Below are 23,865 nucleotides of genomic sequence, written 5' to 3'. Positions count from 1 at the left end.
ACACCTTATATTATTTTATTCCTAAACATATGAATTGTTAATGGGTTTTCTTCAACTTTTTTTCTTCTGCATCTATTATTATAGTTTTAGATCCTATTTTTTTTACACAGTCCCAGGGTACTTCTATAAATTCATTTTTACCAAAAATACCTAATTTTGATCTTGTATTATTTAAAAGTAATATTTTTAAGTTTCCATCTTCGTCAATAATTATATCATTGTTGCCTAAGCAGTTAAATCTCTCTCCATCATTTACATTTATAATTTCATATCTCTCCATTTCACTGTAAAACTTTATATCATTACTCAAAAAAACGCCCCCTAAAATTCATTGTATAAATAATTATTACTAAATACTATGAATCCTAAGCAGGTGTTATTACTAAACATTCAAACTGTTTCCAAAATTAAATGGATTTTTGTATTTTCCAAGCAAATTCTTAATAATATTAATATCTATACTCTCACCTACCAATGCCGAACTCTTTATTCCCTTTCCAAAAGTTCTATTCATTACCTCCCGTAATTTACATTCATCAATTCTGTCTATTTTATCCATTATCTCTTTCGGGGTACTAACTTTATTCAAAAATAACACAGACTTTCCATTGTTAAACATTCTACTCGTAGTACTCTCCATTCCAAGTATGTAATTTCCTTTCAATTGCTCCTTTATTTTATCCAATTTTTCATTTCCGACACCTTTTTCTACAAATTTATTCATTTCCTCATTTATTATACTGACAGCATCATATGTATATCTTGGATTAAGTCCAGTATATATACTTATCGCACCGGTATTGCTAAATGAAGAAATGTAAGAATATATAGAATAGCACAACGATTTTTCCTCCCTGATTTTCTGAAACAAAATAGAGGATGCACCACCTCCAAGTATATTACTTAAAAGCAATACAGGATATAGATCATCATTTCCATTTTCTATTCCCTGTATTCCAAGTGTCAAATGTATTTGTTCTATATTCTTTTTCTTGAAAAGGTGATTATTTTGAAATTCAGGCGTGGAATACGTAACATTTTTTATACTATGATTATCCCACCTTCCAAAATATTCTTCCACTATATCTTCAATGCTATTTAAATCAAATTTTCCACATATGGATATAACAGAATTGTTTGGAGTATAATGTTGGTATATATAATCAAGTAATTGCTTTCTATTAAATGATTTAACATTTTCCTTAGTACCAAGTATAGGATATGATATTGAATCTTCACCCCAGATAGCTTTACTATGCAAATCAGAAAGTACATCTTCAGGTGAATCCTCGCCCATATTTATTTCTTCAATTACAACGCTCTTTTCTCTTTCTATATCATCATCGGAAAATTGGCTATTGAATATCATATCAGATATTACATCAAGGGCCAGTTTTAAATGAGAATCCAATACCTTTACATAAAAACAGGTGGCTTCTTTACCAGTAAAAGCATTTATTTGGCCTCCAACTTCTTCTATACATTCAGCTATGTTAAAGGCACTTCTTTTTTTAGTACCTTTAAAGAACATATGCTCTATAAAATGAGATATTCCATTCTCATATACCTTTTCATTTCTAGAACCGTTTTCAACCCAAAGGCCCACACTAACTGAATTCACATAATCTATATCCTCTACAACTATTTTCAATCCGTTATTCAGTTTAAATATATTATACATGGATTCCACCTCCTTTATGAATTTATTCTACTTTAATAAAAAATTATGTACTGACACTTAACATTGTCCAGAAGAAAAATAAAAAGGCACTTGAGCCCTTCTATTTTTTATTCCTCCTTCAACTCTTTTTTTTCCGAGTCCTTTATTGCATCTTTTCTTGAAAGATTTATTCTTCCCTGATTATCTATCTCTATTACTTTGACTAGTATCTCATCACCTACTGAAACTACATCTTCAACCTTATTTACCCTTTTAAAATCAAGTTTTGATATATGAACCAATCCTTCCTTACCTGGAAGTATCTCAACAAAAGCGCCGAAATTAGTAATCTTGGTAACCTTTCCTAGATAAATTTCTCCTATTTTTATTTCCCGTGTAAGATCATCTATCATCTTTAACGCTTTTTTATCTGCATCTGTATCGTCCGACATAACAAATATTTTTCCATCTTCTTTTATATCTATCTTTACTCCAGTTTCAGCAATTATCTTGTTTATAATCTTTCCGCCTGCTCCTATAACATCTCTTATTTTATCAGGATCTATACTCATAGTATAAGTCTTAGGTGCATATTTTGAAAGTTCTTTTCTCGGTCCCTTTATACAATCGTCAATCTTTTTAAGTATAAATAATCTTGCTGTTCTTGCCTTATACAAAGTTTCCTCTATGCAGCTAAGAGAGAGTCCATGTATTTTTGTATCAAACTGGATAGCAGTGATTCCCTTTTCAGTTCCTCCAACCTTAAAATCCATATCTCCAAAAAAGTCCTCTATTCCCTGTATATCTGTCAATATTTTTTCCTGAGACAAATCGTCACTTGTTATAAGTCCCATAGCTATTCCTGCAGCAGGTCTCTTAATTGGAACTCCTGCATCTAAAAGTGCCAAAGTACTTCCACATATACTTGCCTGTGAAGTAGACCCATTTGAACTCAAAACTTCTGATACAAGTCTTATAGTATATGGGAATTCCTCTTCAGGCGGAATAAGTGGTATAAGAGCCTTTTCTGCTAATGCACCATGTCCAATCTCTCTTCTTCCGGGTCCTCTAAGAGGTCTTGTTTCTCCTGTACTATAGGACGGAAAATTATAATGGTGTATATATCTTTTTGACTCCTCCGAACTTATTCCATCAAGTACCTGTGCATCTCCTAATGCTCCAAGAGTCGCTACAGTAAGTACTTGTGTCAATCCTCTCGTAAACAATCCTGTACCGTGAGTTCTAGGAAGAATTGAAACTTCACAACTTATAGGCCTTATTTCATCAAATTTTCTTTCATCAGGTCTTCTATTTTCATTTAGAAGCATATTTCTCACTATTTCTTTTTGAAGCCTATAAAGTACATCTGCTATATCTGCATTAATATCTCCTTCATAGTCCGGATGTTCATTCTTAAATTTGTCATTTACAGTAAATTCATTATCCAATTTTTCCTTCACTTCATCTACTGCTTTGTTCCTCTCGTCTTTATCTGTTATATACATTGCCTTTTTTATAGTTTCAAAGCAAAAATCTCTTACTTCTTTTTCAAGAGTTTCATTTACCTTATATAACTCGGGAATATCCTTCTTCTTTCCATATTTTTTTATGGTTTCTTCTTGAAATGCAACTATTTTCTTGCACTCTTCAAACCCGAACTTTATGGCATTATACATTACATCTTCCGGTATTTCAGCTCCTCCAGCTTCAACCATCATTACTCTATCTTTAGTTGCACATACAGTCAGATTCAATGTACTTTTTTTTCTTTCTTCCAATTTAGGATTTATTACAAAATTTCCATCTATTATTCCAACAGAAACGGCTCCAACAGGAGTATTGAACGGAATGCTTGACAGGCACAGTGCAAGAGATGCCCCATTTATTGAAAGTATATCCGGCTGATTGTCTTGTTCTACGGACAGTACTGTACATACTACTTGAACGTCATTCCTATATCCCTTAGGGAACAGCGGTCTAAGCGGTCTATCTATTGCCCTTGCATGAAGTATTGCTTTATCAGTCGGTTTTCCTTCCCTCTTTATAAAACCTCCTGGAATTTTTCCAACAGAATATAATCTCTCTTCGTATTCTATGCTTAAAGGGAAGAAATCTATTCCATCTCTTGGCTTATCAGAAGAATTTGCATTCACCATAACAACAGTATCACCATAACTTATCAAAATAGCACAATTAGAAAGTCTTCCAATTTTGCCATAGTCAATTTTTAAAGTTCTTCCTGCAACGGCAGTTTGAAAAATTTCACTCATTGAATTACCTCCTTTACGATTAAAATCATAATAACTTTTAAAATAATAGAGCGGTGGAAAGCCGCTCTAAAGTTATTTTCTTAAATTCAATGCTTTAATGATAGCACGATATCTTTCAATATCTTCTTTAATTAAATAATTAAGAAGGCCTCTTCTCTTACCAACCATCATTAAAAGACCTCTTCTTGAATGATAGTCTTTTTTATGAATCTTCAAATGTTCATTCAAATGATTGATTCTTTCGGTGAGAAGTGCAATTTGTACTTCCGGTGAGCCTGTATCACCTTCATGTCTCTCATACTTCTTTATTATTTCATCTTTAATTGCCTTTTCCATTTTTGTAACACCTCCAAATTGTTAATCCCCTCTATTCCAAGAAAAACGTCGGCAAATCGAAATCCTTAGCATAGGGATCACGTCTGTAATTATAGCAAATAAAATTACTATTGTAAATTAATTTTAAAATTAAATTTTTAAGCTTCTACCATATGCATAATCTCTATCATGTTTCATCTGTTCTATCAATTCTTCAAGAGTTTCAAATTTAATCTCAGCTCTGATTCTATCCATAAAATATATTTCAAGCTTTTTATCATATATATCTTCACTAAAATCTAAGATATTGGTTTCAACACTTAAAGCATTGTCACGTGTAGTAGGATTATATCCTACATTTGTTATTCCTCTGTAATATTTATTATTGTATTTTACAATTGTAAAATACACCCCTTCTTTTGGTATAAGAAATCTTTTATTCAAGCTTATATTTGCCGTCGGAAATCCTAGTTTTTTTCCAAGGTGTTTACCTCGAATTACAGATCCATTCATCATAAAAGGTCTTGTAAGCATATCTCTCGCTTTTTGCATATCCCCTGTTTCAGATATTATTTTTCTTATAAGTGAGCTGGAAACAGTTTCTCCATTATATTTTACAGGTGAAATAATATCTAGAGAAAATCCATACCTCTGGCTTAATTCTTTGAGCATATCTATGTTTCCCATATTTTTATAACCAAATTTATAATTGAATCCAACTACAATTCCAAGGGCATTGTAACTTTTAATCAGTCTTAATACAAAATCTTCCGGATCTATTTTCATAAACTCATGATCAAAACTTGCCATGTTTATTATATCCAGTCCAGCATTTTTTAATACATCTAGTTTATTTTCATTGCTCATTAATATTTTAGGTCCAGCATCCTTATTTATTATAGTCCTTGGATGGGACTTAAAGGTAAACACCATACTCTTTGCATTATTGCATTTTGCAAGCTGTATTGCCTTATTTACAAGACTCATATGTCCAATGTGAAGGCCATCAAAACTTCCTAATGCAATATATGTTTTTTCTTTTAAATGTATTTTAAAATTATCTTCTATTACTATCATGATTAATTACCCCGAATCAATAATTTTATCATTTTAAATCCAATATCCTTTTTATTTATACCCAAACCTATAAAATTATCTCCATCTATATATACTTTATATAATACATCATCATCTATTTTATTCAAAAATTTCTTATCTTTTATTACAACTCCATTTAATATATATTTGTTAAATTTATTTTCTATATATATAGAAGGATATCCAGACAATACATTGTCAATTGGAATCAAGTAGTAAAAAATATTATTTTTATCTAGCTGTGAGACGGAAATTGATTCCAAAATATCAAATTTACCTGTACGAGTTCTCACAAGGCTCCACATGGTACCTCCACATCCCAGTTTACGGCCAATATCATAACAAAGGCTTCTTATATAAGTACCTTTGGAACATTTAATTCTCATTGTAACATATGGCGATTCCAATTTTAGTATTTCTATATTATGTATAACTATATCTCTGCTTTTTCGTTCAACCTCTATACCTTTTCTTGCTAGCTCATACAATCTTTTACCATTTACCTTCAACGCAGAATACATTGGTGGTATCTGCTGTATGTTTCCTATAAAGCTTAATACAGCATCTTCTATTTCCTCACTACTTACATCTACATTGGATTTAGAAGTTATTTTTCCGTATCTGTCATAAGTATCTGTTTCAACTCCCAATTTTAACCTGGCAATATAAACTTTTTCATCTTTCATTATATAGTCTACAAATTTTGTGGCACAGCCTATACACACTGGAAGTACTCCTGAAGCTCCAGGATCAAGAGTTCCTGCATGGCCAACTTTTTTTACACCTGTAACAGATTTTATACTTTTGACTACATCAAATGAAGACATCCCTATTGGTTTATTTATGTTTAAAATACCATCCATCTAAATCATCTCTTTTTTGATTTCGTCGACTATCAAATCCACCGCTTCATCTATATTTTTATCTTTAATTTCAAGTCCTGCAGCCCTTATGTGTCCCCCACCATCAAACCTTTCAGCAATTTTTCTGACATCTACAATTTCCTTTGATCTTAAACTGACTTTTATTTTTTCATCTGACTCTTTGAGCATAACTGATACCTCTACATTAATAATTTTAAGTCCCAAATTTACTATATCATGAGTATCAACATCTTCATCTTTTACAGTATCAGCAATCATTTTTTTAGTGACTTTTATTATACATATTCTGTCATTTACAAGTTTCATATTTTCGATTGCTATGCCAGATAACTTAACTTTTTCGAACTCCTTATTGTCAAATATAATCCTATGAATTTTGCTAAAATCAAATCCTTTATTTATAAGATTTCCTGCGATCAAATGAGTTCTTTCCGTAGTAGACGGGTATTTGAAAGAGCCAGTATCAGTAATCAATGATGTATATAGACATTTAGCCATATTCTCATTTATGTTCACACCTAATCTGCTCAATATCTCATATACAATTTCAGATACAGCTGCAGCTTTTGTATCCACATAATTAAAATCCCCATAGTATTCATTTGTAAGATGATGATCCACATTTATTATTTTATATCTTCTATCTTCAAATTTCAATTTTGCATTTATCCTTTTTTTATCTCCACAATCTAAAACCACAACACTATCAATGCCAGCCTTCACTTCAAAAGTATTGCCATCTATAATGCTAGAAAAAGGCAAAAATTTAAAATCCTTAGGTACCTCCTCCATGGAAAGCAATTCTACTTCTTTTCCAAGGTCTTTCAATCCTTGAAACAATGCCAATGAACTTCCAATAGAATCTCCATCTGGAGACTTGTGAAAAGTAATAGCCAATCTATTACTTTTCTTTATCTCTTCAAGTATATTATCTATACTATCCATTGTCATCTCACTCATGCTCCTTTATTTTTCTTAGAAGCTCATCTATGTGCATACCTTGCTCTATACTGTTATCAAGTTCTATAATTATCTCTGGAGTGTTTCTCAACCTAATTCTATGTCCAACTTCCCTTCTTATAAAACCTGATGAATTTTTTAGAGCTTCCAAGGTTTCATTTTTTGATCTAGTATTCCCATATAAACTTACATATACTTTAGCATAGCTCAAATCTCTTGTAACTTCAACCTTTGTAACACTTACCATTGCTGTAAGTCTAGGATCCTTTACATCTTCCCTTATTATGTTGCTTATCTCCTTCTTCATTTCTTCATTTATTCTACCATTTCTGTATTTAGACAAAACCTTTCAACCTCCAATGTTCAGCACAAAACTTCAGTGCACAACTGCAGCTTAAAGTTCTTTCTTTTTTACTTCTTCAATAATATATGTTTCTATTATATCTCCTTCTTTTATATCATTAAATTTCTCTACTGAAATTCCACACTCGAATCCTTGTGCGACTTCTTTTACATCATCCTTAAACCTCTTTAATGAGCCAAGCTGTGATTCAAATATTACTATTCCATCTCTTATGAGTCTAACATTACTATTTCTTACTATTTTTCCCTCCAAAACATAACATCCTGCAATAGTTCCCACACTAGATATTCTATATATCTGTCGAACCTCAGCTTTTCCAGTTACATTTTCCTTGTAATCAGGCTCAAGCATTCCAAGCATTGCTGATTTTACGTCATCTATCGCCGTATATATTACCCGATAGGTCTTTATATCTACAGCCTCTTTCTCAGCAGCCTTTTCTGCATTACTATCAGGTCTTACATTAAATCCTATTATAATCGCATTTGACGCAGAAGCTAAGCTTACATCAGTTTCCGTTATTGCCCCAACTGCTCCATGTATTACTCTTACCTTAACCTCATCAGTTGAAAGTTTCTGAAGTGACTGTCTTAATGCTTCTATAGAACCTTGAACATCTGCTTTTACAATTATATTCAATTCTTTTACTTTTCCCTCTTTTATTTGATTATACAGATCTTCAAGTGATACTTTATGAGTTGATTGAAGGTATTCTTCTCTTACTTTTTGCTTCCTTCTGCTTGCCAAATCTCTTGCAGTTTTTTCATCCTTTACCTGATGAAATCTATCTCCAGCTGACGGCACTTCTGATAATCCCAATATTTCAACTGGTATTGAAGGTCCAGCAGATTTAATATTCTTACCTTTATCATCAAACATTGCCCTTATTCTTCCATAGGTAGTTCCAACTATTATTGAATCTCCCACTTTTAAAGTACCATTCTGAACAAGCAATGTTGCAACTGGTCCCCTACCTTTATCTAATTTTGCTTCTATTACGGCTCCTTTGGCATTTCTATTTGGATTTGCCTTGAGTTCCTGGACTTCAGCTGTCAAAAGTACCATCTCAAGCAAAGTATCCAATCCTTCCTTGGTATGTGCGGAAACTGGAACACATATAGTATCCCCTCCCCAATCTTCAGGCGTAATACCATACTCAATAAGCTCCTGCTTTACTTTATCTGGATTAGCTCCAGGTCTGTCTATTTTATTTATAGCCACAACCATTGGTACATTTGCAGCTTTGCAGTGGTTTATTGCTTCTACAGTCTGTGGCATTATACCATCATCTGCAGCAACTACAAGTATAACTATATCAGTAATTTGAGCTCCTCTCGCTCTCATAGCTGTAAAAGCTTCATGCCCAGGTGTATCCAAAAATGTTATCTTTTCTCCATTTATATTTACAGTATAGGCACCTATATGCTGAGTTATTCCACCCGCTTCGTGAGATGTTACTTTTGACTTTCTAATAGCATCCAAAAGTGATGTCTTTCCATGGTCAACATGACCCATTACAGTTATTACAGGTGGCTTTTTTTCTAAATTTTCTTCATTGTCATCATCTTCTTCCTGTTCTACTGCTTCCTTATCAATATCCCTTTCCTTTTTCATGACAATGACATCAAATTTTTCCCCCAATTTTTCTGCTGTAGGAAAATCAATTTCTTGATTTATTGCTGCCATTACCCCCATAAATATAAGCTGCTTTATAACTTCTGTAGACGATCTTCCGATTTTTTCAGATAACTCTTTTACAGTTACCGTATCATCAATTTCTATTATCTTCTCTTCTTCATCATTTTCTCCAGCATTATTTTTCTTATCACTGTCATTCGATACATTATCTTGGGATTTATTTTTAGATTTTCCTTTTCCCTTATTGCTTTTATTTTTTTTAGTAGAATTTTGGGAATTGGATGTAGCCTTATCTTCTGCTACCTTCTGGTGTTCAACTTTTTCTTCTTCTTTATCCTCCTTTTCAGAGAAAAATTCTTTTATAAGTTCCGCATCCTCTTCTTCTATAACGCTCATGTGATTTTTTACAACTACGCTAAATTCTTCAGAAAGAATTTCAATTAATTCTTTACTTGAAATATTTAATTCCTTAGCTAGTTCATAAACTCGTATTTTTGACAAATACTTCACCCCCGAAATCAAATTTGTACTCTATAAAGGCCTATAAATCTTTTACTCATATTCTTATCTACAATGCCTATAACTTTTATCTTCTGACATCCAATTGAACATCCAAGTTCCATTTCAGAATATTTTTTTATTGTTTTTATATTATATTTATTGCCATAATTTAAAAATTTATTTAAAGTATTATAAGAAACATCTTCGGATAATATTATAAGATGCACTTTGTGCCTTTTTATACCTTCCTCACATCTATTATATCCTTCCAGAACTTTTCCCGCACGTTTGGCAAGACCTAGAAATTGTAGAAAATTATCTTTCATTTTCTATTTCATCTCTTAATCTATTATAAAGTTCATCATCTATATTAGTTTCAAGATTTTTCTGGAGCCGTTTATTTTTAAACGCTTTTTCAAGGCACATAATATCTTTACATATATAAGCTCCTCTACCATTCTTTTTTCCGGTAAGATCCACAAAAACCTCTCCTTCTTTATTTTTTACAACTCTTATAAGCTCTCTTTTAGGTTTCATTTCCATACATCCAAGGCACATTCTATGTGGTATCTTTTTCTTTTTCATAAGTCACACCACCTTACTTTATAATATGATTATCTATGGTATCATCTTCACTATCCTCTATTTTACCATTACTTCCATCTAAATTCTTTACCTGTGATCTACTCTTTATGTCAATTTTCCAGCCTGTAAGTTTTGCTGCCAGTCTTACATTTTGTCCTTCCTTTCCTATTGCAAGGGACAACTGATCATCATCTACTACAATTTGTGCAAATTTATTATCCTCATCCAGTTCTACATCTATAACTTTAGCAGGGCTCAAAGCATTTGATATATATTCCTCCGGAAGTTTACTCCACTTTATTATATCTATTTTCTCATTTTTAAGTTCACTTACTATACTTTGTACTCTTACCCCTCTAGGTCCCACACAAGCTCCCATTGGGTCAACATTTTCATCATTTGAATGTACCGCTATCTTAGTTCTCGAGCCTGCCTCCCGTGCAATTGATTTTATGTCCACTATACCATCAAATATTTCTGGTACCTCCAGTTCAAATAGTCTCTTTATAAGCCCGGGATGGGTTCTCGATATAACAATCTGAGCACCTTTTGTGGTATTTTTCACCTCTACTATATACAATTTAATTCTGTCATTATAATTATACTTTTCACCTGGCATCTGTTCGTTAGGTCCAAGTACTGCCTCTGTTTTTCCCAGATCTATCAATACATTATTCTTATCCTTTCTAATTACTACTCCTGTTATTATATCATCTTCTTTTTCTGCAAAATCATTGTATATAATCCGTCTTTCCTCCTCTTTTATTCTCTGGATTACAACTTGCTTTGCAGCTTGTGCAGCAACTCTACCAAACTTTCTGGGAGTTACTTCCATACTTACCAAATCACCAAGTTCATATTTTTGATCTATTGATTTTGCCTCTTCAAGCGATATTTCATTTACATAATCTTCCGGTGATTCCACAACTGTTTTTTGAGAATATACATGAATTTCTCCATTTTCTCTATTCATAGTGACTTTAACATTTTGATTGTTGCCGCCTCGTACAACATAATTCTTCTTATAGGCTGCCACCAATGCATCCTCTATAGTAGTAAATAACAAATCTTTACTTATTCCCTTTTCTTTAACTATCTCTTTCAAGGCCTCTATAAATTCTTGATTCATTTCCATTACCTCCCTTTAGAAATTGACCTTTAATCTTACATCAGAAATTTTATTTCTTGGAATGGCTATATCTTTCAATTCATATTTTAGTTTCAATTCATCTGAATTAAAATCTAAAAATTCACCTTCATATTTTTTCTTCCCATTGAACAATCCTTTTATATTAACTTTTACCATGCTTCCTATATACTTCTTCAGGTGCTCATCAGTATAAAGCCTTCTCTCTATTCCAGGCGAAGATACCTCCAGATAATATGAAAAATTTATAGGATCTTTCTCATCCAGCAAATTACTTACAGGCCTACTTACCTTTTCGCAGTCATCTAAAGATATTCCCCCATTCTGTTTATCTATATATATTCTTAAATAATTCTCATTTTTCTCTTTGACTAATTCCAAATAATATAGCTCATAACCTAGACTTTCCACTAAAGGATCTATTAAATCATGGAGTTCATTTATAAGACTATTCATAATATATATCTCCCTTCCTTATATATATTTTAAACAATTCTATATAAAAGATGTTAATAACTATAATTAAAAACGCAACTTATGCTGCGTTTTGACAAATAGAAAGAGTGGGTTAAAACCCACTCTGCAATTAAACAAACTTCTGTAGAATTACTAAATCTATTCTATCATAATAAAATATTTATTTCAAGACAAATATTTCATTCATTATGAAATCATACAACTATTCAATCACATCAAGCCATCTTTTTTAAACTGAAACAGAATTTATGCAAATAGACAAAGTTGATTTGTCTCTGGGAGTCCTTTCAAGCATCCATGATTATCCAGCATTTCCATTACACTTTTGGAAACTTTAGCTCTCATTCTTAAGTCCTCCTTTGAAATAAATTCTCCACTTTTCCTAGCAACAACTATATTCTGGGCAGCATTTTCTCCTACACCTTGAAGAGTATTTATTGGAATCCTTATTCCACTATCCTCTATCAAAAATTTTACAGCATCTGACTTATATATATCCACAGGGAGAAATTTTATTTTCCTTTTATACATTTCATATGAAAGCTCTAAAATAGTGAGCAATCCTTTATCCTTCTGAGTTGCATTATTTCCCATAGCATATATCTCATCCATTTTTTTCTTTATTGAATCTTCACCCTTTATTATTACATCAACATCAAATTCATCTGCCCTAACAGTAAAATAAGTTGCATAATATGCTTCTGGATAATACACCTTGAAATATGCAATTCTCATTGCCATCATTACATATGCAACTGCATGACCTTTAGGAAACATGTATTTTATCTTTTTACAGGATTCTATATACCAATTCGGGACACCATGCTCTCTCATAAGAATTTCTCTTTCTTCTGTAAGTCCTTTTCCCTTTCTTACCTTCTCCATTATGGTAAATGCATCTTTTGGTTGAAGTCCTTTTCCAATAAGATACATCATTATATCATCTCTGCAGGCTATACAATCACTCAAAGTTGTATAACCTTCTTTTATATAGTACTGTGCATTATTCAGCCATACATTGGTACCATGTGATAATCCAGATATCCTTACAAGGTCTGCAAAACTCTTTGGCTTTGTATCTAATAACATCTGTCTTACAAATTTAGTACCAAATTCGGGTAATCCATAGGTTCCCACAGGACACCCAAGTTCCTCTTCAGTAACACCCAGCGCATCCGGTGAAGTAAAAAGGCTTATAACTTTAGGATCTCCAAGTGGAATCTTTTTTGGATCGACTCCTGTCAAATCCTGAAGCATTCTGAGTACCGTAGGATCATCATGCCCAAGTATATCAAGTTTCAATAATCTTCCACTTATGGAATGATAGTCGAAATGTGTAGTTACTATATCAGTATCATTGTCATTCGCAGGATGCTGAATTGGGGTAAAATTGTATATTTCATTATCACTCGGAACTACCATTACACCTCCTGGATGCTGTCCTGTAGTTCTCTTTATTCCTGTACATCCCAAAGTAAGCCTCTCAATTTCCGCCTGTGGAACTGTTATATTTCTTTCTGATAAATATTTTTTTACATACCCATAGGCTGTTTTTTCAGCTACAGTACCAATAGTCCCAGCTTTAAAAACATGGCCCTTTCCAAATAGTACTTCCGTATATTTATGAACTACAGACTGATATTCACCAGAAAAATTCAAGTCTATATCCGGTTCTTTATCTCCATTGAATCCAAGGAAAGTTTCAAAAGGTATGTCATGGCCATCACGTTTCATCTTTATTCCACATTCAGGACAATTTTTCTCCGGCAGATCTGCTCCGGAGCTAACAGAACCATTAGTAATAAATTCACTATGTTTACATTTTGGGCATACATAATGAGGTGGAAGTCCATTTACTTCAGTAATATTTGACATTGTAGCCACAAAAGAAGAACCGACCGACCCTCTTGAACCTACTAAATACCCATCTTTCGAAGATTTCGCCACAAGTTTTTCAGCAATAAGGTACAAAACCGCGTATCCATTGTTTATTATTGAATTTAATTCCTTATCTAGTCTTTTCTGCACTATTTCAGGCAGTTTTTCACCATATATAGAATGTACTCTATTCAATGTCATTTCCTTTATTTGTTCTTCCGCCCCTTCTATTTTGGGAGGGAAAGTTTCATCAGGTATAGGTTTTACAACATCTATCATATCTGCAATCATATTTGTATTCTCTATGACCACTTCATTTGCCTTTTTCTCACCTAGATATGTAAATTCTGAAAGCATCTCATCTGTAGTCCTAAAATAAAGAGGTGGTTGATTGTCTGCATCTGAAAACCCCTGTCCTGCCATTATTATACGTCGAAATACCTCATCTTTTTTATCCATAAAATGTACATCCCCTGTAGCAACTACAGGTATATTATATTTTTCTCCAAGAAAACATATCTTTTTATTTATCTTTCTGAGTTCATCCTCATCCTTTACAGTTCCATTTTGAACCATAAATTTATTGTTTCCTATAGGCTGTATTTCAAGATAATCATAAAATTTTAGAATTTTCTCCAGTTCATCATTACTTTTCCCACTAATTACTTCTCTATACACCTGACCTGCTTCACAGGCTCCTCCTATTATGAGTCCTTCTCTATATTTCATTATGAGACTTTTAGGCATTCTAGGTCGCTTAAAAAAATAATTCAAATTGGAAAACGAAACAAGTTTGTATAGATTTTTCAATCCCACCTGATTTCTTACAAGTATTATAAGATGATAGGTAGGCTGTTTTTTTATATCTATATTTTTCAAGAATTCCTTATTGAGTAAATCTAAATCAGATATATCTCTGTCTTCAAGCATTTTAAAACACTTTAGAAGTATTTTAGCCGTTGCTCCTGCATCATCCACTGCCCTATGGTGGTTTTCCAGAGATATACCAAGATGTTTGGCAACTATATTCAATTTAAACTTTTTAAGTTCTGGAATCAAAAATCTGCATAATGGCACTGTATCCATAATTGGACAATTAAAATCCAAATTCATATCCCTACAGCTTTTCTTTATAAAACCCGTATCAAAACTGGCATTATGGGCTACAACTACTGAATCACCCACAAATTTCAGAAATTTTGGAAGTATGCTCTCTATTTCATCAGCCTCCTCCACCATTTCATCTGTGATACTTGTAAGTTCTACAATATTCATAGGTATTGGTATTCCTGGATTTACAAATTCACTAAATTTATCTATTACCTTGCCTTCTTTTATCTTGACTGCACCTATTTCTATTATTTTATCATTTGTACTTGACAGTCCTGTAGTTTCAATATCAAAGACAACATATGTGTCCTTTAAACTTCTTTTACCTGCATTTGTCGTAATTGGTACACTGTCATCTACAAGATAAGCCTCAACACCATATATTACTTTTATATTGTTATTTTTAGCAGCTTCCATGGCCTCAGGGTAAGCCTGAACTACACCATGATCTGTTATAGCTATGGCTTTGTGTCCATAAGATGCCGCCCTCTCTATGAGACTTGATGCGGAACTTACACCATCCATGGCACTCATCTGTGTATGCAAATGCAGTTCTACTCTTTTTTTCACTGCATTATCTTGCTTTTTTATCTTAATGGATTTTACGATATCCTTTGCCATTATTACCAGTTCCCTAGCATAGGGATCATTTATCGTTTCACCCCTTACTATGCAGTAGAGTCCTTCTTTTATCTCTTCAATTATCCTGTCTGCATCTTTAGGTCTAGGGAAAAATTTAACTGTAATTGAACTAGTATAATCTGTTATATAAAATGTAATTATTTTTCTTCCCGTTTTTGTCTCTATTATTTCCTTTTTGAATATAGTTCCCTGTATTACAACTGTTCCTTGAACTTCAGTTATAGATCTTATCTCAACAGGTGATACTGTTATGGCCCTTCCAAATATTATGGAATCTGACTTAACAACATTCTTCCTATCCCGAAATTTCAGGTTTGGTTTCTTTTGAGCACTAGATGATTCTAAACTACTAATGGTTTTTCTATTTCTTAGCATATCCTTTATATAATCTTTTTCCTTATTCTCATTTTCATCTAAAAATTTCTCATTTTTCAGGTTTTCATCATACACTATATTTACATTACATTTTATACCGAATATATTCTTTATAACTTTTCTCATCTTATCTTCGAAATTTTTGTCCTTCAGAAGACAGCACAAGAAATTATTGCCATTATACAAATTTATAGAGTCATCTTCAATCTTTTTTGAAGATTTTATTAAAAATTGCTTGCATACCGGAATATACGAAGATAGTATATTTACAACTTCAACCCAATGACTATTGCAAACGTCTTTTAAAGATACATCAGATATATCTTTATAGCATATGAGATCAATACTTTTAAAGCATCCCAATTTTCTGATCACAATCTGCTTTATTTTTGACTGGATCTCAGTATTGAGTTCATTTACAGATTTAACTATTATTTTAAGTCTGTTACTTTTTTTTAAATACTGTACTTTTTGCAACTCTATGTTTTCCGAGACGATATCACTACTGCAGTCTATATCTCCCTGTAAGATTTTGACAATATCATTTCTCATAGTTTGCCCCCCTACTACACGTAAAAAGCAATTTACATATTATTAATTTCTTCCATAAGCGCTTCAACCAGATTTTCTTCACTAACTTTTTTTATAACTACACCATTTTTAAATATGAGCCCCATACCTTTTCCTCCTGCAATTCCGATATCCGCTTCCGCTGCTTCTCCTGGCCCATTTACTACACATCCCATTACTGCTACCTTAATACTTTTATTTACATTAGAAAGACGGTTTTCTACTTCTCTGGCTATTTTTATAAGATCAATCTGTGTCCTGCCACAAGTTGGGCATGATATAAATTCAATCCCCCCCTTTAACAATCCACAAGCTTTTAAAATCTCCTTTCCGGCTTTAACTTCCTCCACAGGATTTCCCGTAAGTGATACCCTTATAGTGTCACCTATCCCTTCCATTAAAAGTGTACCTATTCCAACACTAGATTTTACAGTACCTCTAAATAAAGTACCAGCTTCAGTTACTCCAAGGTGAAGAGGATAATTTGTGATTTTGGATACACTTCTATAACTTTCAACCATCTGAACAACATTCGATGATTTTATTGATATTACTATATCATCAAAATTTACATTTTCCAGTATTGCAACATGCTTTAATGCACTTTCAACTAAAGCCTCAGATGAAACCCCATTATATTTATTCAATATATCCTTGCTGAGTGAACCCGAATTTACTCCTATTCTTATAGGTATACCAGAAGACTTTGCACTTTTTGCAACTTCCTTTACCTTGTATTCACTTCCTATATTTCCAGGATTTATTCTAAGAGCCGATATGCCGTTTTTTATTGATTCAAGCGCCAGTTTATAGTCAAAATGTATATCTGCAACTATTGGAACATTTACCTCTTTTACAATTTCCCTCAGGATATCACAGGCTTCCATGTCAGGTACAGCACATCTTACAATATCGCATCCTGCTTCCTCGAGCTTTAATATCTGATTAATTGTACTTTTTTTATCTCTAGTATCCGTATTTGTCATGGATTGAACTGTTATCTTTGCATTTCCTCCTACGAATACATTTCCCACTCTTATCTTCTTTGTATTTGATCTCTCCATTTAAATTCTCTGCCTTCAAATTATAATTTATACAACCTAAAATTGAATAGGATGAAGCACATCCTTTACTGTTACAAGAACCATTAGAACCATAAGTATGGCAAATCCGACATAATTTATCATGCCAACTTTATTTTGATCAACCTTTTTGCCCGTTATTATTTCAAATATAAACAAAAGTATATAACCACCATCCAATGCAGGAAATGGTATTACATTAAAAACAGCAAGCTGTATACTTATATATGCAGAAAAAGCTAATAATGTAAGTATTCCAGCCTTGGCAGCAGCTCCTGACATCTTAATTATAGTTACGGGTCCACCCACATTATCCATATTGGCCTCTCCCTTGAACAATGTTTTAAAAAATGCAGCTGTTTGATTTATAAGAGATCTTGTTTCTATAAATCCGTAATATATGGATTCACCTGCACCTGGATTGAGTACCTGCTTACCGTAAGCTCCTATCATATATCTATTTTCCGATTTATCAAAAACAGGTTTTATTACAACTTGCTTGGTTTCATTGCCTCTTTTATAAACTATGTCGACTGGATTTTTACCATTCATATATACCTCTGTTATAAAATCCTCCCAGGTAAGAATTTTTGAATTATTCGCTCTCACTATTTTATCACCAGTTTTCAATCCTGCTTCTTGAGCTGGTTTATTCGCAATTGTCTTATCTATTACAGGCATCAAGTATCCCTTTTGTGATGCTATAATAGCAAATAAAACTATTCCCAGTATAAGATTCATTATAGGACCGGCAGCTACAATACTAAGTTTTCTAATAGGATTTTTGTTGTTGAATGCCCGTGGATCTACACTTTCTCCTTCTTCGCCAAGCATTTTTACATATCCTCCTATAGGAAGCAACTTAATAGAATATTTAGTTTCCTTACCTTTTATTCCAAACAGCTGTGGACCCATTCCTATTGCAAACTCCTCCACCTTTACTCCATTTATCTTGGCCAGTGTGAAATGTCCTAACTCATGAATTAAAATTAAAAGTCCAAAAGCCAATATAGCTGCAATTATATACAAAAATCATTCCTCCCAATATTAGTTTTATTTACAATATTTTAACCTGACATATTCTTTTACCTTGATATTTAATTCCAGTATATCGTCTAATTTGTAATCATCCTTTTTTTCAAATTTATTCATACAATCTTCCAATATATCCATTATATCCAGGAATCTAATTCTACCCTCTAGAAACATAGAAACTGCTATTTCATTGGCACAATTTAGTATTGCAGGCATGGTTCCTCCACTTTTTCCCGCCTCATATGCAAATTTAAGTGGTTTAAAAGTATCCATATCAGGCCTATCAAAATGTAATTCACTTAATTTATAAAAATCAAGTCTATCTGCTATTGCATATCTTCTTTCAGGATAATTCAGTGCATACTGTATTGGTAACCTCATATCAGTACTCCCAAGTTGTGCAATAACGCTCCCATCTATGTATTCCACCATGGAATGAATTATACTTTCAGGATGTACTACAACCTGTATTTCTTCATAGGGTATATTAAATAGCCAATGGGCTTCTATAACCTCAAGTCCCTTATTCATAAGTGTGGCAGAATCAATCGTAAGTTTTCTCCCCATACTCCATTTGGGATGATTTAAGGCCTCCTGGACAGTTACATCTACAAGATCATTCCTTTTTTTACCCCTAAAGGGTCCACCTGAAGCTGTAAGAAGAAGTTTACTTACACACTGGCCTTCATTACCCCTAAGGCATTGAAAAATTGCCCCGTGTTCAGAATCTACTGGAACTATTTTTGCATTGTATTTTTTTACTTCTTCAACAACTATTTTTCCTCCTGAAACTAGTGTCTCCTTATTAGCAAGTGCTATAGTCTTTCCAGCTCTTGCCGCTTTAAGAGTAGGTATAAGTCCTACAATTCCAACTACAGATGTAACAACTATATCCACCTCTTTCAGTGAAACTATAGTATTCAATCCTTCTATTCCAAATAATATTTCTATATTTAAATTTTTATTACTACAATATTCTATAAGTTTACTATAAGCTATTTTATCACTCAAAACAACATATACTGGGTGAAATTCATCTATTATTTTTATAAGTTTCTGGATATTTTTCTTAGCAGAAACTCCAATCAATTTAAAATTTTTTCTATCATTCCTAATTACATCCAGCGTCTGTGTGCCAATGGAACCTGTAGCGCCTAATATAGAAACTTTTTTCATTAAAACATCTCCTGTTATACTTAATACAAAGTCCAAAATATGATATGATCATTATATCATATTTGTTTAAATTAGATTTGCAAATAACAAATAATAGTACACTATAAATCCAGAAAAGAGAACACTATCAAATCTATCTAATATTCCACCATGTCCTGGTATTAAATTACTATAATCCTTTATCTTCACATATCTCTTTATGGAAGAAGCAAATAAATCTCCAAGTTGTGAAAAAAAGCCACATAAAATTCCTATTGAAATATAATGATATATATGGATAGGCACCCCCATATACTTTGCAAAAATTCCAAACAATGTACAACTTATAGTACTTCCAATAATACCTCCTATAGAACCTTCAACAGTCTTTTTAGGGCTTAACTTAGGGCAAAGCTTCTTTTTTCCTAAAAATCTACCTGTGTAATATGCAGTAGTATCACAAATCCAGGATGAAATAAATATAACCCACACTAAATATCTTCCATAGTTTACATTGCTTACAAGTACTATAAAACTAAAAAATACAGGTACATATAAAAATCCAAATACAGTAATAGAAATATCAATAAAATTATATTTTAAATCCAGCACCGCTGTACACATAAGAATAAATACTAATATTATCAATGACAGAAATATAAACTTGTAATTCACCTCATATCCTATTGAAACATAATATACTATACATATCAGATATCCTATTATATTGATTGATTTTATTTCTTTTTTTTCAGCCGCATTGTAGAATTCATACATTCCCATAAGCGATATTATCATAATTGCATATTTTAAATATACACCACCTACAATCAGAAATAAAATAAAAGGAGCTATTAAAACTGCCCCTAAATATCTATTATTCACAATAACACCTCCCCAAAATGAATTAACAGTATAATTTTATCTATTTAATTCCACCAAATCTTCTATCCCTGTTTTGATAATCATATATGGCTTTTAAAAGATCATCCTTTCTAAAATCAGGCCAGTATATATCTGAATACCAGAATTCACAATATGCACACTGCCACAGGAAAAAATTGCTTAATCTTTTCTCACCACTTGGTCTTATTATAATATCTGGATCAGGCATATTCCTAGTATACATATAATTTGAAACTGTCTTTTCATCTATATTCTCATTTTTTAACAATCCATTTTTTATATCTATAGCCATCAATCTAAATGCCCTTACAATCTCAGCCCTTCCACCATAATTCAAAGCTAAATTCAAGACAAGTCCAGTATTGTTTTTCGTATTTTCATATGCCCTTTCCAATTCTTTTTGACAAAGCTCTGGAAGTTTTGATATATCTCCAATATGGTTTATTAAAACATTATTCTTATTCAGTTCATTAAATTCTTTCCTCAAATACTGAACTAGAAGTCTCATAAGCGCAGATATTTCATCTTTAGGCCTACTCCAGTTTTCTGTAGAAAATGCATATAATGTCAAATACTTAACTCCTATATTGTTACACTCCTTTACAATTTCTCTTATGTTTTCAACTCCAGCTCTATGCCCAAAAGTTCTCGGAAGGTTTCGTTCTTTAGCCCATCTTCCATTTCCATCCATTATAATTCCTATATGCTTAGGTATATTATTCTTGTCAATATGTATTATAGTATTTGCATTATTTGTATTTATATTAAAATTTTCTGCCACTTTTAAGTTTCTCCTTTCAATAAAATAGTATTTTTAGGTAGCCATATCTTAATAAAACCTGCGAACTCGCAGGTTTAAAAACATTACAAATTATATTGACATAATTTCCTTTTCTTTAGCTTCAACTATGTTTTCTATATCCTTTATAAAGCTATCAGTTTTCTTTTGTATGTCGTCCTCTGACTTCTTTAACTGATCTTCAGTTATTTCATTATTTTTCTTTAATGACTTCAATTTATCATTGCAATCTCTTCTTATAGATCTTATTGCAACTTTGGAATTTTCCTCAGCTTTCTTAACATTTTTAACTATTTCTTTTCTGGTCTCCTCTGTAAGCTCAGGTACTACTAATCTTATTACTTCACCATCATTTGATGGATTAATACCTAAATCAGACTTCAGTATAGCTTTTTCTATAGCTTTAATAGAACTTTTATCCCATGGCTGAATGGCAAGTATCCTTGACTCCGGTATTGATATATTCCCAAGCTGATTTATAGGGGTATTAGTACCATAATACTCGGCTTCTATTCTATCAAGCATTGCTGCATTAGCTCTTCCAGCCTTCATGGATGCCAATTCCTTTTTTAAAGTTTCTGTAGTTTTCTTCATCTTTTCATCTGCAGTTTTTAAAATATCTTTAATCATAGAAATACCTCCTAAAATTTATTCTTTACACACAATCGTACCAATCTCTTCTCCAATGACAGCTCTTGTTATATTTTCCGGATTATCAAGTCCAAATACCAATATAGGAATATCATTGTCCATGCAAAGTGAAGTTGCAGTAGAATCCATTACCTGAAGTCCCTTTTCAAGCACCTCAATATACGATAATTTATTAAATTTTTTAGCATCATAACATATATGTGGGTCTTTATCATACACTCCATCAACTTTTTTTGCAAGGAGTATTACATCAGCCTCTATTTCTGCAGCACGTAAAGCCGCAGTAGTATCTGTAGAAAAATATGGGTTACCAGTTCCTGCCGCAAATATAACTACTCTATCTTTTTCAAGATGTCTCATAGCTCTTCTTCTTATAAATGGTTCTGCTACTTCTCTCATTTCAATGGCCGTCTGTACTCTAGTATTAATTCCTAAATTTTCAAGTGAATCTTGAAGTGCAAGTGCATTTATACAAGTAGCAAGCATTCCCATATAATCTGCTGTAGTTCTGTCCATATCTCCTCCATTTCTTCCTCTCCAGATATTTCCACCACCTACAACAGCTCCAACTTTAACTTTCATATCTACTAATTTACTTATTTGTTCAGCTATTTTTCTGGTTACATCAAAATCTATACCATATCCATTCTTTCCTGCAAGAGCCTCTCCTGAAAGCTTAAGCATAACTCTTTTATATTTAGCATTGCTCATCCAACATACCTCCAATAATTAAAAGTTAGACTTCATGACGTTCCCTGCTCTAAAAAAAGAGAACACCCAGTGTTCTCTTTTCAGTTTCTATTTACCTTCCATCTGCTTTTTTACTTCCTCGGCAAAGTCTTCAATCTTTTTCTCTATTCCTTCACCTTTTTCGAATCTTTCAAAAGCAGTAACCTTTATAGGCGCTCCAATTTCTTTGGATTTGTTTTGAAGATATTTACTAATAGTCAAATCCGAATCCTTTATCCAGACTTGATCCACCAGACAATTTTCCTTATAGAATTTTTTTATTCTTCCCAAAATCATCTTCTCGATAATCTTTTCAGGCTTACCTTCATTTAACGCCTGTACTTTATATATTTCCTTTTCCTTATTTAAGACATTTTCATCTACCGAATTTTCATCTAAAAACATTGGATTAGTCGCAGCAACTTGCATAGCTATATCTTTTGCAACCTCACCTAGCACTTCACTCTGTTTATCACTTTCAACCTTCACTAAAACTCCAATTCTTCCACCGCCATGTATATAGCTTTCAATTATTCCATTTTTAACGGATAGTTTTCTAAATCTTCTTACTGCCATATTTTCACCAAGCTTTGAAATAAGATCGGTAAGAGCCTGTGATATAGTTTTTGCTTCATCTAACAAATATTTTTCTTCTACAAATTTCTCCAGTGAATCTGCATTTGTAGATGCTGCCTGTTTTACTACTGTATCAGCAAATTTTACAAATTCATCATTGACAGCTACAAAATCTGTTTCACAATTTATTTCAACTATTGAAGCATTCTTTCCATCCTCTGAAACATAAGTCTTAACAAGACCTTCAGCTGCTATTCTTCCTGCCTTTTTAGCTGCTGCAGCCAACCCTTTTTCTCTCAATATCTCAATAGCCTTATCTACATCTCCATTTGCTTCAGACAAAGCTTTTTTGCAGTTCATCATGCCTGCACCAGTTCTCTCTCTTAAATCCTTTACCATTTTTGCAGTTATCATAAGTATCGCCCGACTTTAACACTATTAAAAGCAAATGTTAAATT

At 32.5% G+C, this 23,865-nt stretch carries 22 protein-coding genes; all 22 read right to left on the bottom strand.

Annotated features, from left to right (window positions below; all coding sequences use genetic code 11):
* Positions 1 to 37: 37 nt before the first annotated feature.
* Positions 38 to 310, bottom strand: a complete 273-nt coding sequence (locus ACSVC9_RS06435; RefSeq protein WP_446899523.1) for a YlmC/YmxH family sporulation protein — start codon at positions 308 to 310, stop codon at positions 38 to 40.
* A 72-nt stretch (positions 311 to 382) separates the two neighbouring features.
* On the bottom strand, positions 383 to 1,681 hold the full coding sequence (locus tag ACSVC9_RS06430) for a M16 family metallopeptidase (protein ID WP_446899522.1): 1,299 nt from the start codon (positions 1,679 to 1,681) through the stop codon (positions 383 to 385).
* Positions 1,682 to 1,788: 107 nt separating this feature from the next.
* Positions 1,789 to 3,930, bottom strand: coding sequence for a polyribonucleotide nucleotidyltransferase (locus ACSVC9_RS06425; protein WP_446899521.1), 2,142 nt, complete (start codon positions 3,928 to 3,930; stop codon positions 1,789 to 1,791).
* Positions 3,931 to 4,002: 72 nt separating this feature from the next.
* Positions 4,003 to 4,266, bottom strand: a complete 264-nt coding sequence (rpsO, locus tag ACSVC9_RS06420) for a 30S ribosomal protein S15 (RefSeq protein WP_446899520.1) — start codon at positions 4,264 to 4,266, stop codon at positions 4,003 to 4,005.
* A gap of 129 nt (positions 4,267 to 4,395) precedes the next feature.
* Positions 4,396 to 5,322 carry a bifunctional riboflavin kinase/FAD synthetase gene (locus ACSVC9_RS06415; RefSeq protein ID WP_446899519.1) on the bottom strand — a complete coding sequence of 309 codons (927 nt, stop codon included), beginning with the start codon at positions 5,320 to 5,322 and terminating at the stop codon, positions 4,396 to 4,398.
* 2 nt (positions 5,323 to 5,324) lie between these two features.
* A complete protein-coding gene (truB, locus tag ACSVC9_RS06410) occupies positions 5,325 to 6,206 on the bottom strand; it encodes a tRNA pseudouridine(55) synthase TruB (RefSeq protein WP_446899518.1) in 882 nt (293 codons plus the stop codon).
* Entirely contained in the window at positions 6,207 to 7,178 is a 972-nt protein-coding gene (locus tag ACSVC9_RS06405) for a DHH family phosphoesterase (protein ID WP_446899814.1), read from the bottom strand.
* Between the two features lies 1 nt (position 7,179).
* Entirely contained in the window at positions 7,180 to 7,530 is a 351-nt protein-coding gene (gene rbfA, locus ACSVC9_RS06400; protein ID WP_446899517.1) for a 30S ribosome-binding factor RbfA, read from the bottom strand.
* A 51-nt stretch (positions 7,531 to 7,581) separates the two neighbouring features.
* Positions 7,582 to 9,690 carry a translation initiation factor IF-2 gene (gene infB, locus ACSVC9_RS06395; RefSeq protein WP_446899516.1) on the bottom strand — a complete coding sequence of 703 codons (2,109 nt, stop codon included), beginning with the start codon at positions 9,688 to 9,690 and terminating at the stop codon, positions 7,582 to 7,584.
* Positions 9,691 to 9,707: 17 nt separating this feature from the next.
* A complete protein-coding gene (locus tag ACSVC9_RS06390) occupies positions 9,708 to 10,016 on the bottom strand; it encodes a ribosomal L7Ae/L30e/S12e/Gadd45 family protein (protein WP_446899515.1) in 309 nt (102 codons plus the stop codon).
* Complete coding sequence (gene rnpM, locus ACSVC9_RS06385) at positions 10,006 to 10,275, bottom strand: RNase P modulator RnpM (protein ID WP_446899514.1); 270 nt, start codon at positions 10,273 to 10,275, stop codon at positions 10,006 to 10,008. The genes ACSVC9_RS06390 and rnpM overlap by 11 nt, the downstream gene beginning before the upstream one ends.
* 13 nt (positions 10,276 to 10,288) lie before the next feature.
* The gene (nusA, locus tag ACSVC9_RS06380) at positions 10,289 to 11,404 is read right to left on the bottom strand and encodes a transcription termination factor NusA (protein ID WP_446899513.1); all 1,116 of its coding nucleotides are present in this window, start codon (positions 11,402 to 11,404) and stop codon (positions 10,289 to 10,291) included.
* Between the two features lie 15 nt (positions 11,405 to 11,419).
* Entirely contained in the window at positions 11,420 to 11,878 is a 459-nt protein-coding gene (gene rimP, locus ACSVC9_RS06375; RefSeq protein WP_446899512.1) for a ribosome maturation factor RimP, read from the bottom strand.
* Positions 11,879 to 12,145: 267 nt separating this feature from the next.
* The gene (locus tag ACSVC9_RS06370; protein WP_446899511.1) at positions 12,146 to 16,456 is read right to left on the bottom strand and encodes a PolC-type DNA polymerase III; all 4,311 of its coding nucleotides are present in this window, start codon (positions 16,454 to 16,456) and stop codon (positions 12,146 to 12,148) included.
* 32 nt (positions 16,457 to 16,488) lie between these two features.
* A complete protein-coding gene (gene ispG, locus ACSVC9_RS06365) occupies positions 16,489 to 17,538 on the bottom strand; it encodes a flavodoxin-dependent (E)-4-hydroxy-3-methylbut-2-enyl-diphosphate synthase (protein ID WP_446899510.1) in 1,050 nt (349 codons plus the stop codon).
* Positions 17,539 to 17,574: 36 nt separating this feature from the next.
* A complete protein-coding gene (gene rseP / locus ACSVC9_RS06360) occupies positions 17,575 to 18,585 on the bottom strand; it encodes an RIP metalloprotease RseP (protein WP_446899509.1) in 1,011 nt (336 codons plus the stop codon).
* A 24-nt stretch (positions 18,586 to 18,609) separates the two neighbouring features.
* A complete protein-coding gene (gene dxr, locus ACSVC9_RS06355; RefSeq protein ID WP_446899508.1) occupies positions 18,610 to 19,767 on the bottom strand; it encodes a 1-deoxy-D-xylulose-5-phosphate reductoisomerase in 1,158 nt (385 codons plus the stop codon).
* 66 nt (positions 19,768 to 19,833) lie between these two features.
* Entirely contained in the window at positions 19,834 to 20,631 is a 798-nt protein-coding gene (locus tag ACSVC9_RS06350; RefSeq protein WP_446899507.1) for a phosphatidate cytidylyltransferase, read from the bottom strand.
* Positions 20,632 to 20,671: 40 nt separating this feature from the next.
* A complete protein-coding gene (locus tag ACSVC9_RS06345) occupies positions 20,672 to 21,433 on the bottom strand; it encodes an isoprenyl transferase (protein ID WP_446899506.1) in 762 nt (253 codons plus the stop codon).
* A gap of 90 nt (positions 21,434 to 21,523) precedes the next feature.
* Positions 21,524 to 22,081, bottom strand: coding sequence for a ribosome recycling factor (gene frr / locus ACSVC9_RS06340; RefSeq protein WP_446899505.1), 558 nt, complete (start codon positions 22,079 to 22,081; stop codon positions 21,524 to 21,526).
* Positions 22,082 to 22,099: 18 nt separating this feature from the next.
* On the bottom strand, positions 22,100 to 22,813 hold the full coding sequence (pyrH, locus tag ACSVC9_RS06335) for a UMP kinase (RefSeq protein ID WP_446899504.1): 714 nt from the start codon (positions 22,811 to 22,813) through the stop codon (positions 22,100 to 22,102).
* 87 nt (positions 22,814 to 22,900) lie between these two features.
* Positions 22,901 to 23,821, bottom strand: a complete 921-nt coding sequence (gene tsf, locus ACSVC9_RS06330) for a translation elongation factor Ts (RefSeq protein ID WP_446899503.1) — start codon at positions 23,819 to 23,821, stop codon at positions 22,901 to 22,903.
* Positions 23,822 to 23,865: the final 44 nt, after the last annotated feature.

It is taken from the genome of Clostridium sp. LBM24168, from assembly GCF_052953915.1.
The sequence above is the reverse complement of the archived record's forward strand: the minus strand, read 5'-3'. Positions and strand labels throughout refer to the sequence as shown.

Bases quoted from the DNA above. Each gene is read 5' to 3' on its own strand.
- ACSVC9_RS06430 (WP_446899522.1), bottom strand. From the start codon at position 1,681: ATGTATAATATATTTAAACTGAATAACGGATTGAAAATAGTTGTAGAG.
- ACSVC9_RS06425 (WP_446899521.1), bottom strand. From the start codon at position 3,930: ATGAGTGAAATTTTTCAAACTGCCGTTGCAGGAAGAACTTTAAAAATT.
- rpsO (WP_446899520.1), bottom strand. From the start codon at position 4,266: ATGGAAAAGGCAATTAAAGATGAAATAATAAAGAAGTATGAGAGACAT.
- ACSVC9_RS06415 (WP_446899519.1), bottom strand. From the start codon at position 5,322: ATGATAGTAATAGAAGATAATTTTAAAATACATTTAAAAGAAAAAACA.
- truB (WP_446899518.1), bottom strand. From the start codon at position 6,206: ATGGATGGTATTTTAAACATAAATAAACCAATAGGGATGTCTTCATTT.
- ACSVC9_RS06405 (WP_446899814.1), bottom strand. From the start codon at position 7,178: ATGACAATGGATAGTATAGATAATATACTTGAAGAGATAAAGAAAAGT.
- ACSVC9_RS06390 (WP_446899515.1), bottom strand. From the start codon at position 10,016: ATGAAAGATAATTTTCTACAATTTCTAGGTCTTGCCAAACGTGCGGGA.
- rnpM (WP_446899514.1), bottom strand. From the start codon at position 10,275: ATGAAAAAGAAAAAGATACCACATAGAATGTGCCTTGGATGTATGGAA.
- nusA (WP_446899513.1), bottom strand. From the start codon at position 11,404: ATGAATCAAGAATTTATAGAGGCCTTGAAAGAGATAGTTAAAGAAAAG.
- rimP (WP_446899512.1), bottom strand. From the start codon at position 11,878: ATGAATAGTCTTATAAATGAACTCCATGATTTAATAGATCCTTTAGTG.
- ACSVC9_RS06370 (WP_446899511.1), bottom strand. From the start codon at position 16,456: ATGAGAAATGATATTGTCAAAATCTTACAGGGAGATATAGACTGCAGT.
- ispG (WP_446899510.1), bottom strand. From the start codon at position 17,538: ATGGAGAGATCAAATACAAAGAAGATAAGAGTGGGAAATGTATTCGTA.
- dxr (WP_446899508.1), bottom strand. From the start codon at position 19,767: ATGAAAAAAGTTTCTATATTAGGCGCTACAGGTTCCATTGGCACACAG.
- frr (WP_446899505.1), bottom strand. From the start codon at position 22,081: ATGATTAAAGATATTTTAAAAACTGCAGATGAAAAGATGAAGAAAACT.
- pyrH (WP_446899504.1), bottom strand. From the start codon at position 22,813: ATGAGCAATGCTAAATATAAAAGAGTTATGCTTAAGCTTTCAGGAGAG.
- tsf (WP_446899503.1), bottom strand. From the start codon at position 23,821: ATGATAACTGCAAAAATGGTAAAGGATTTAAGAGAGAGAACTGGTGCA.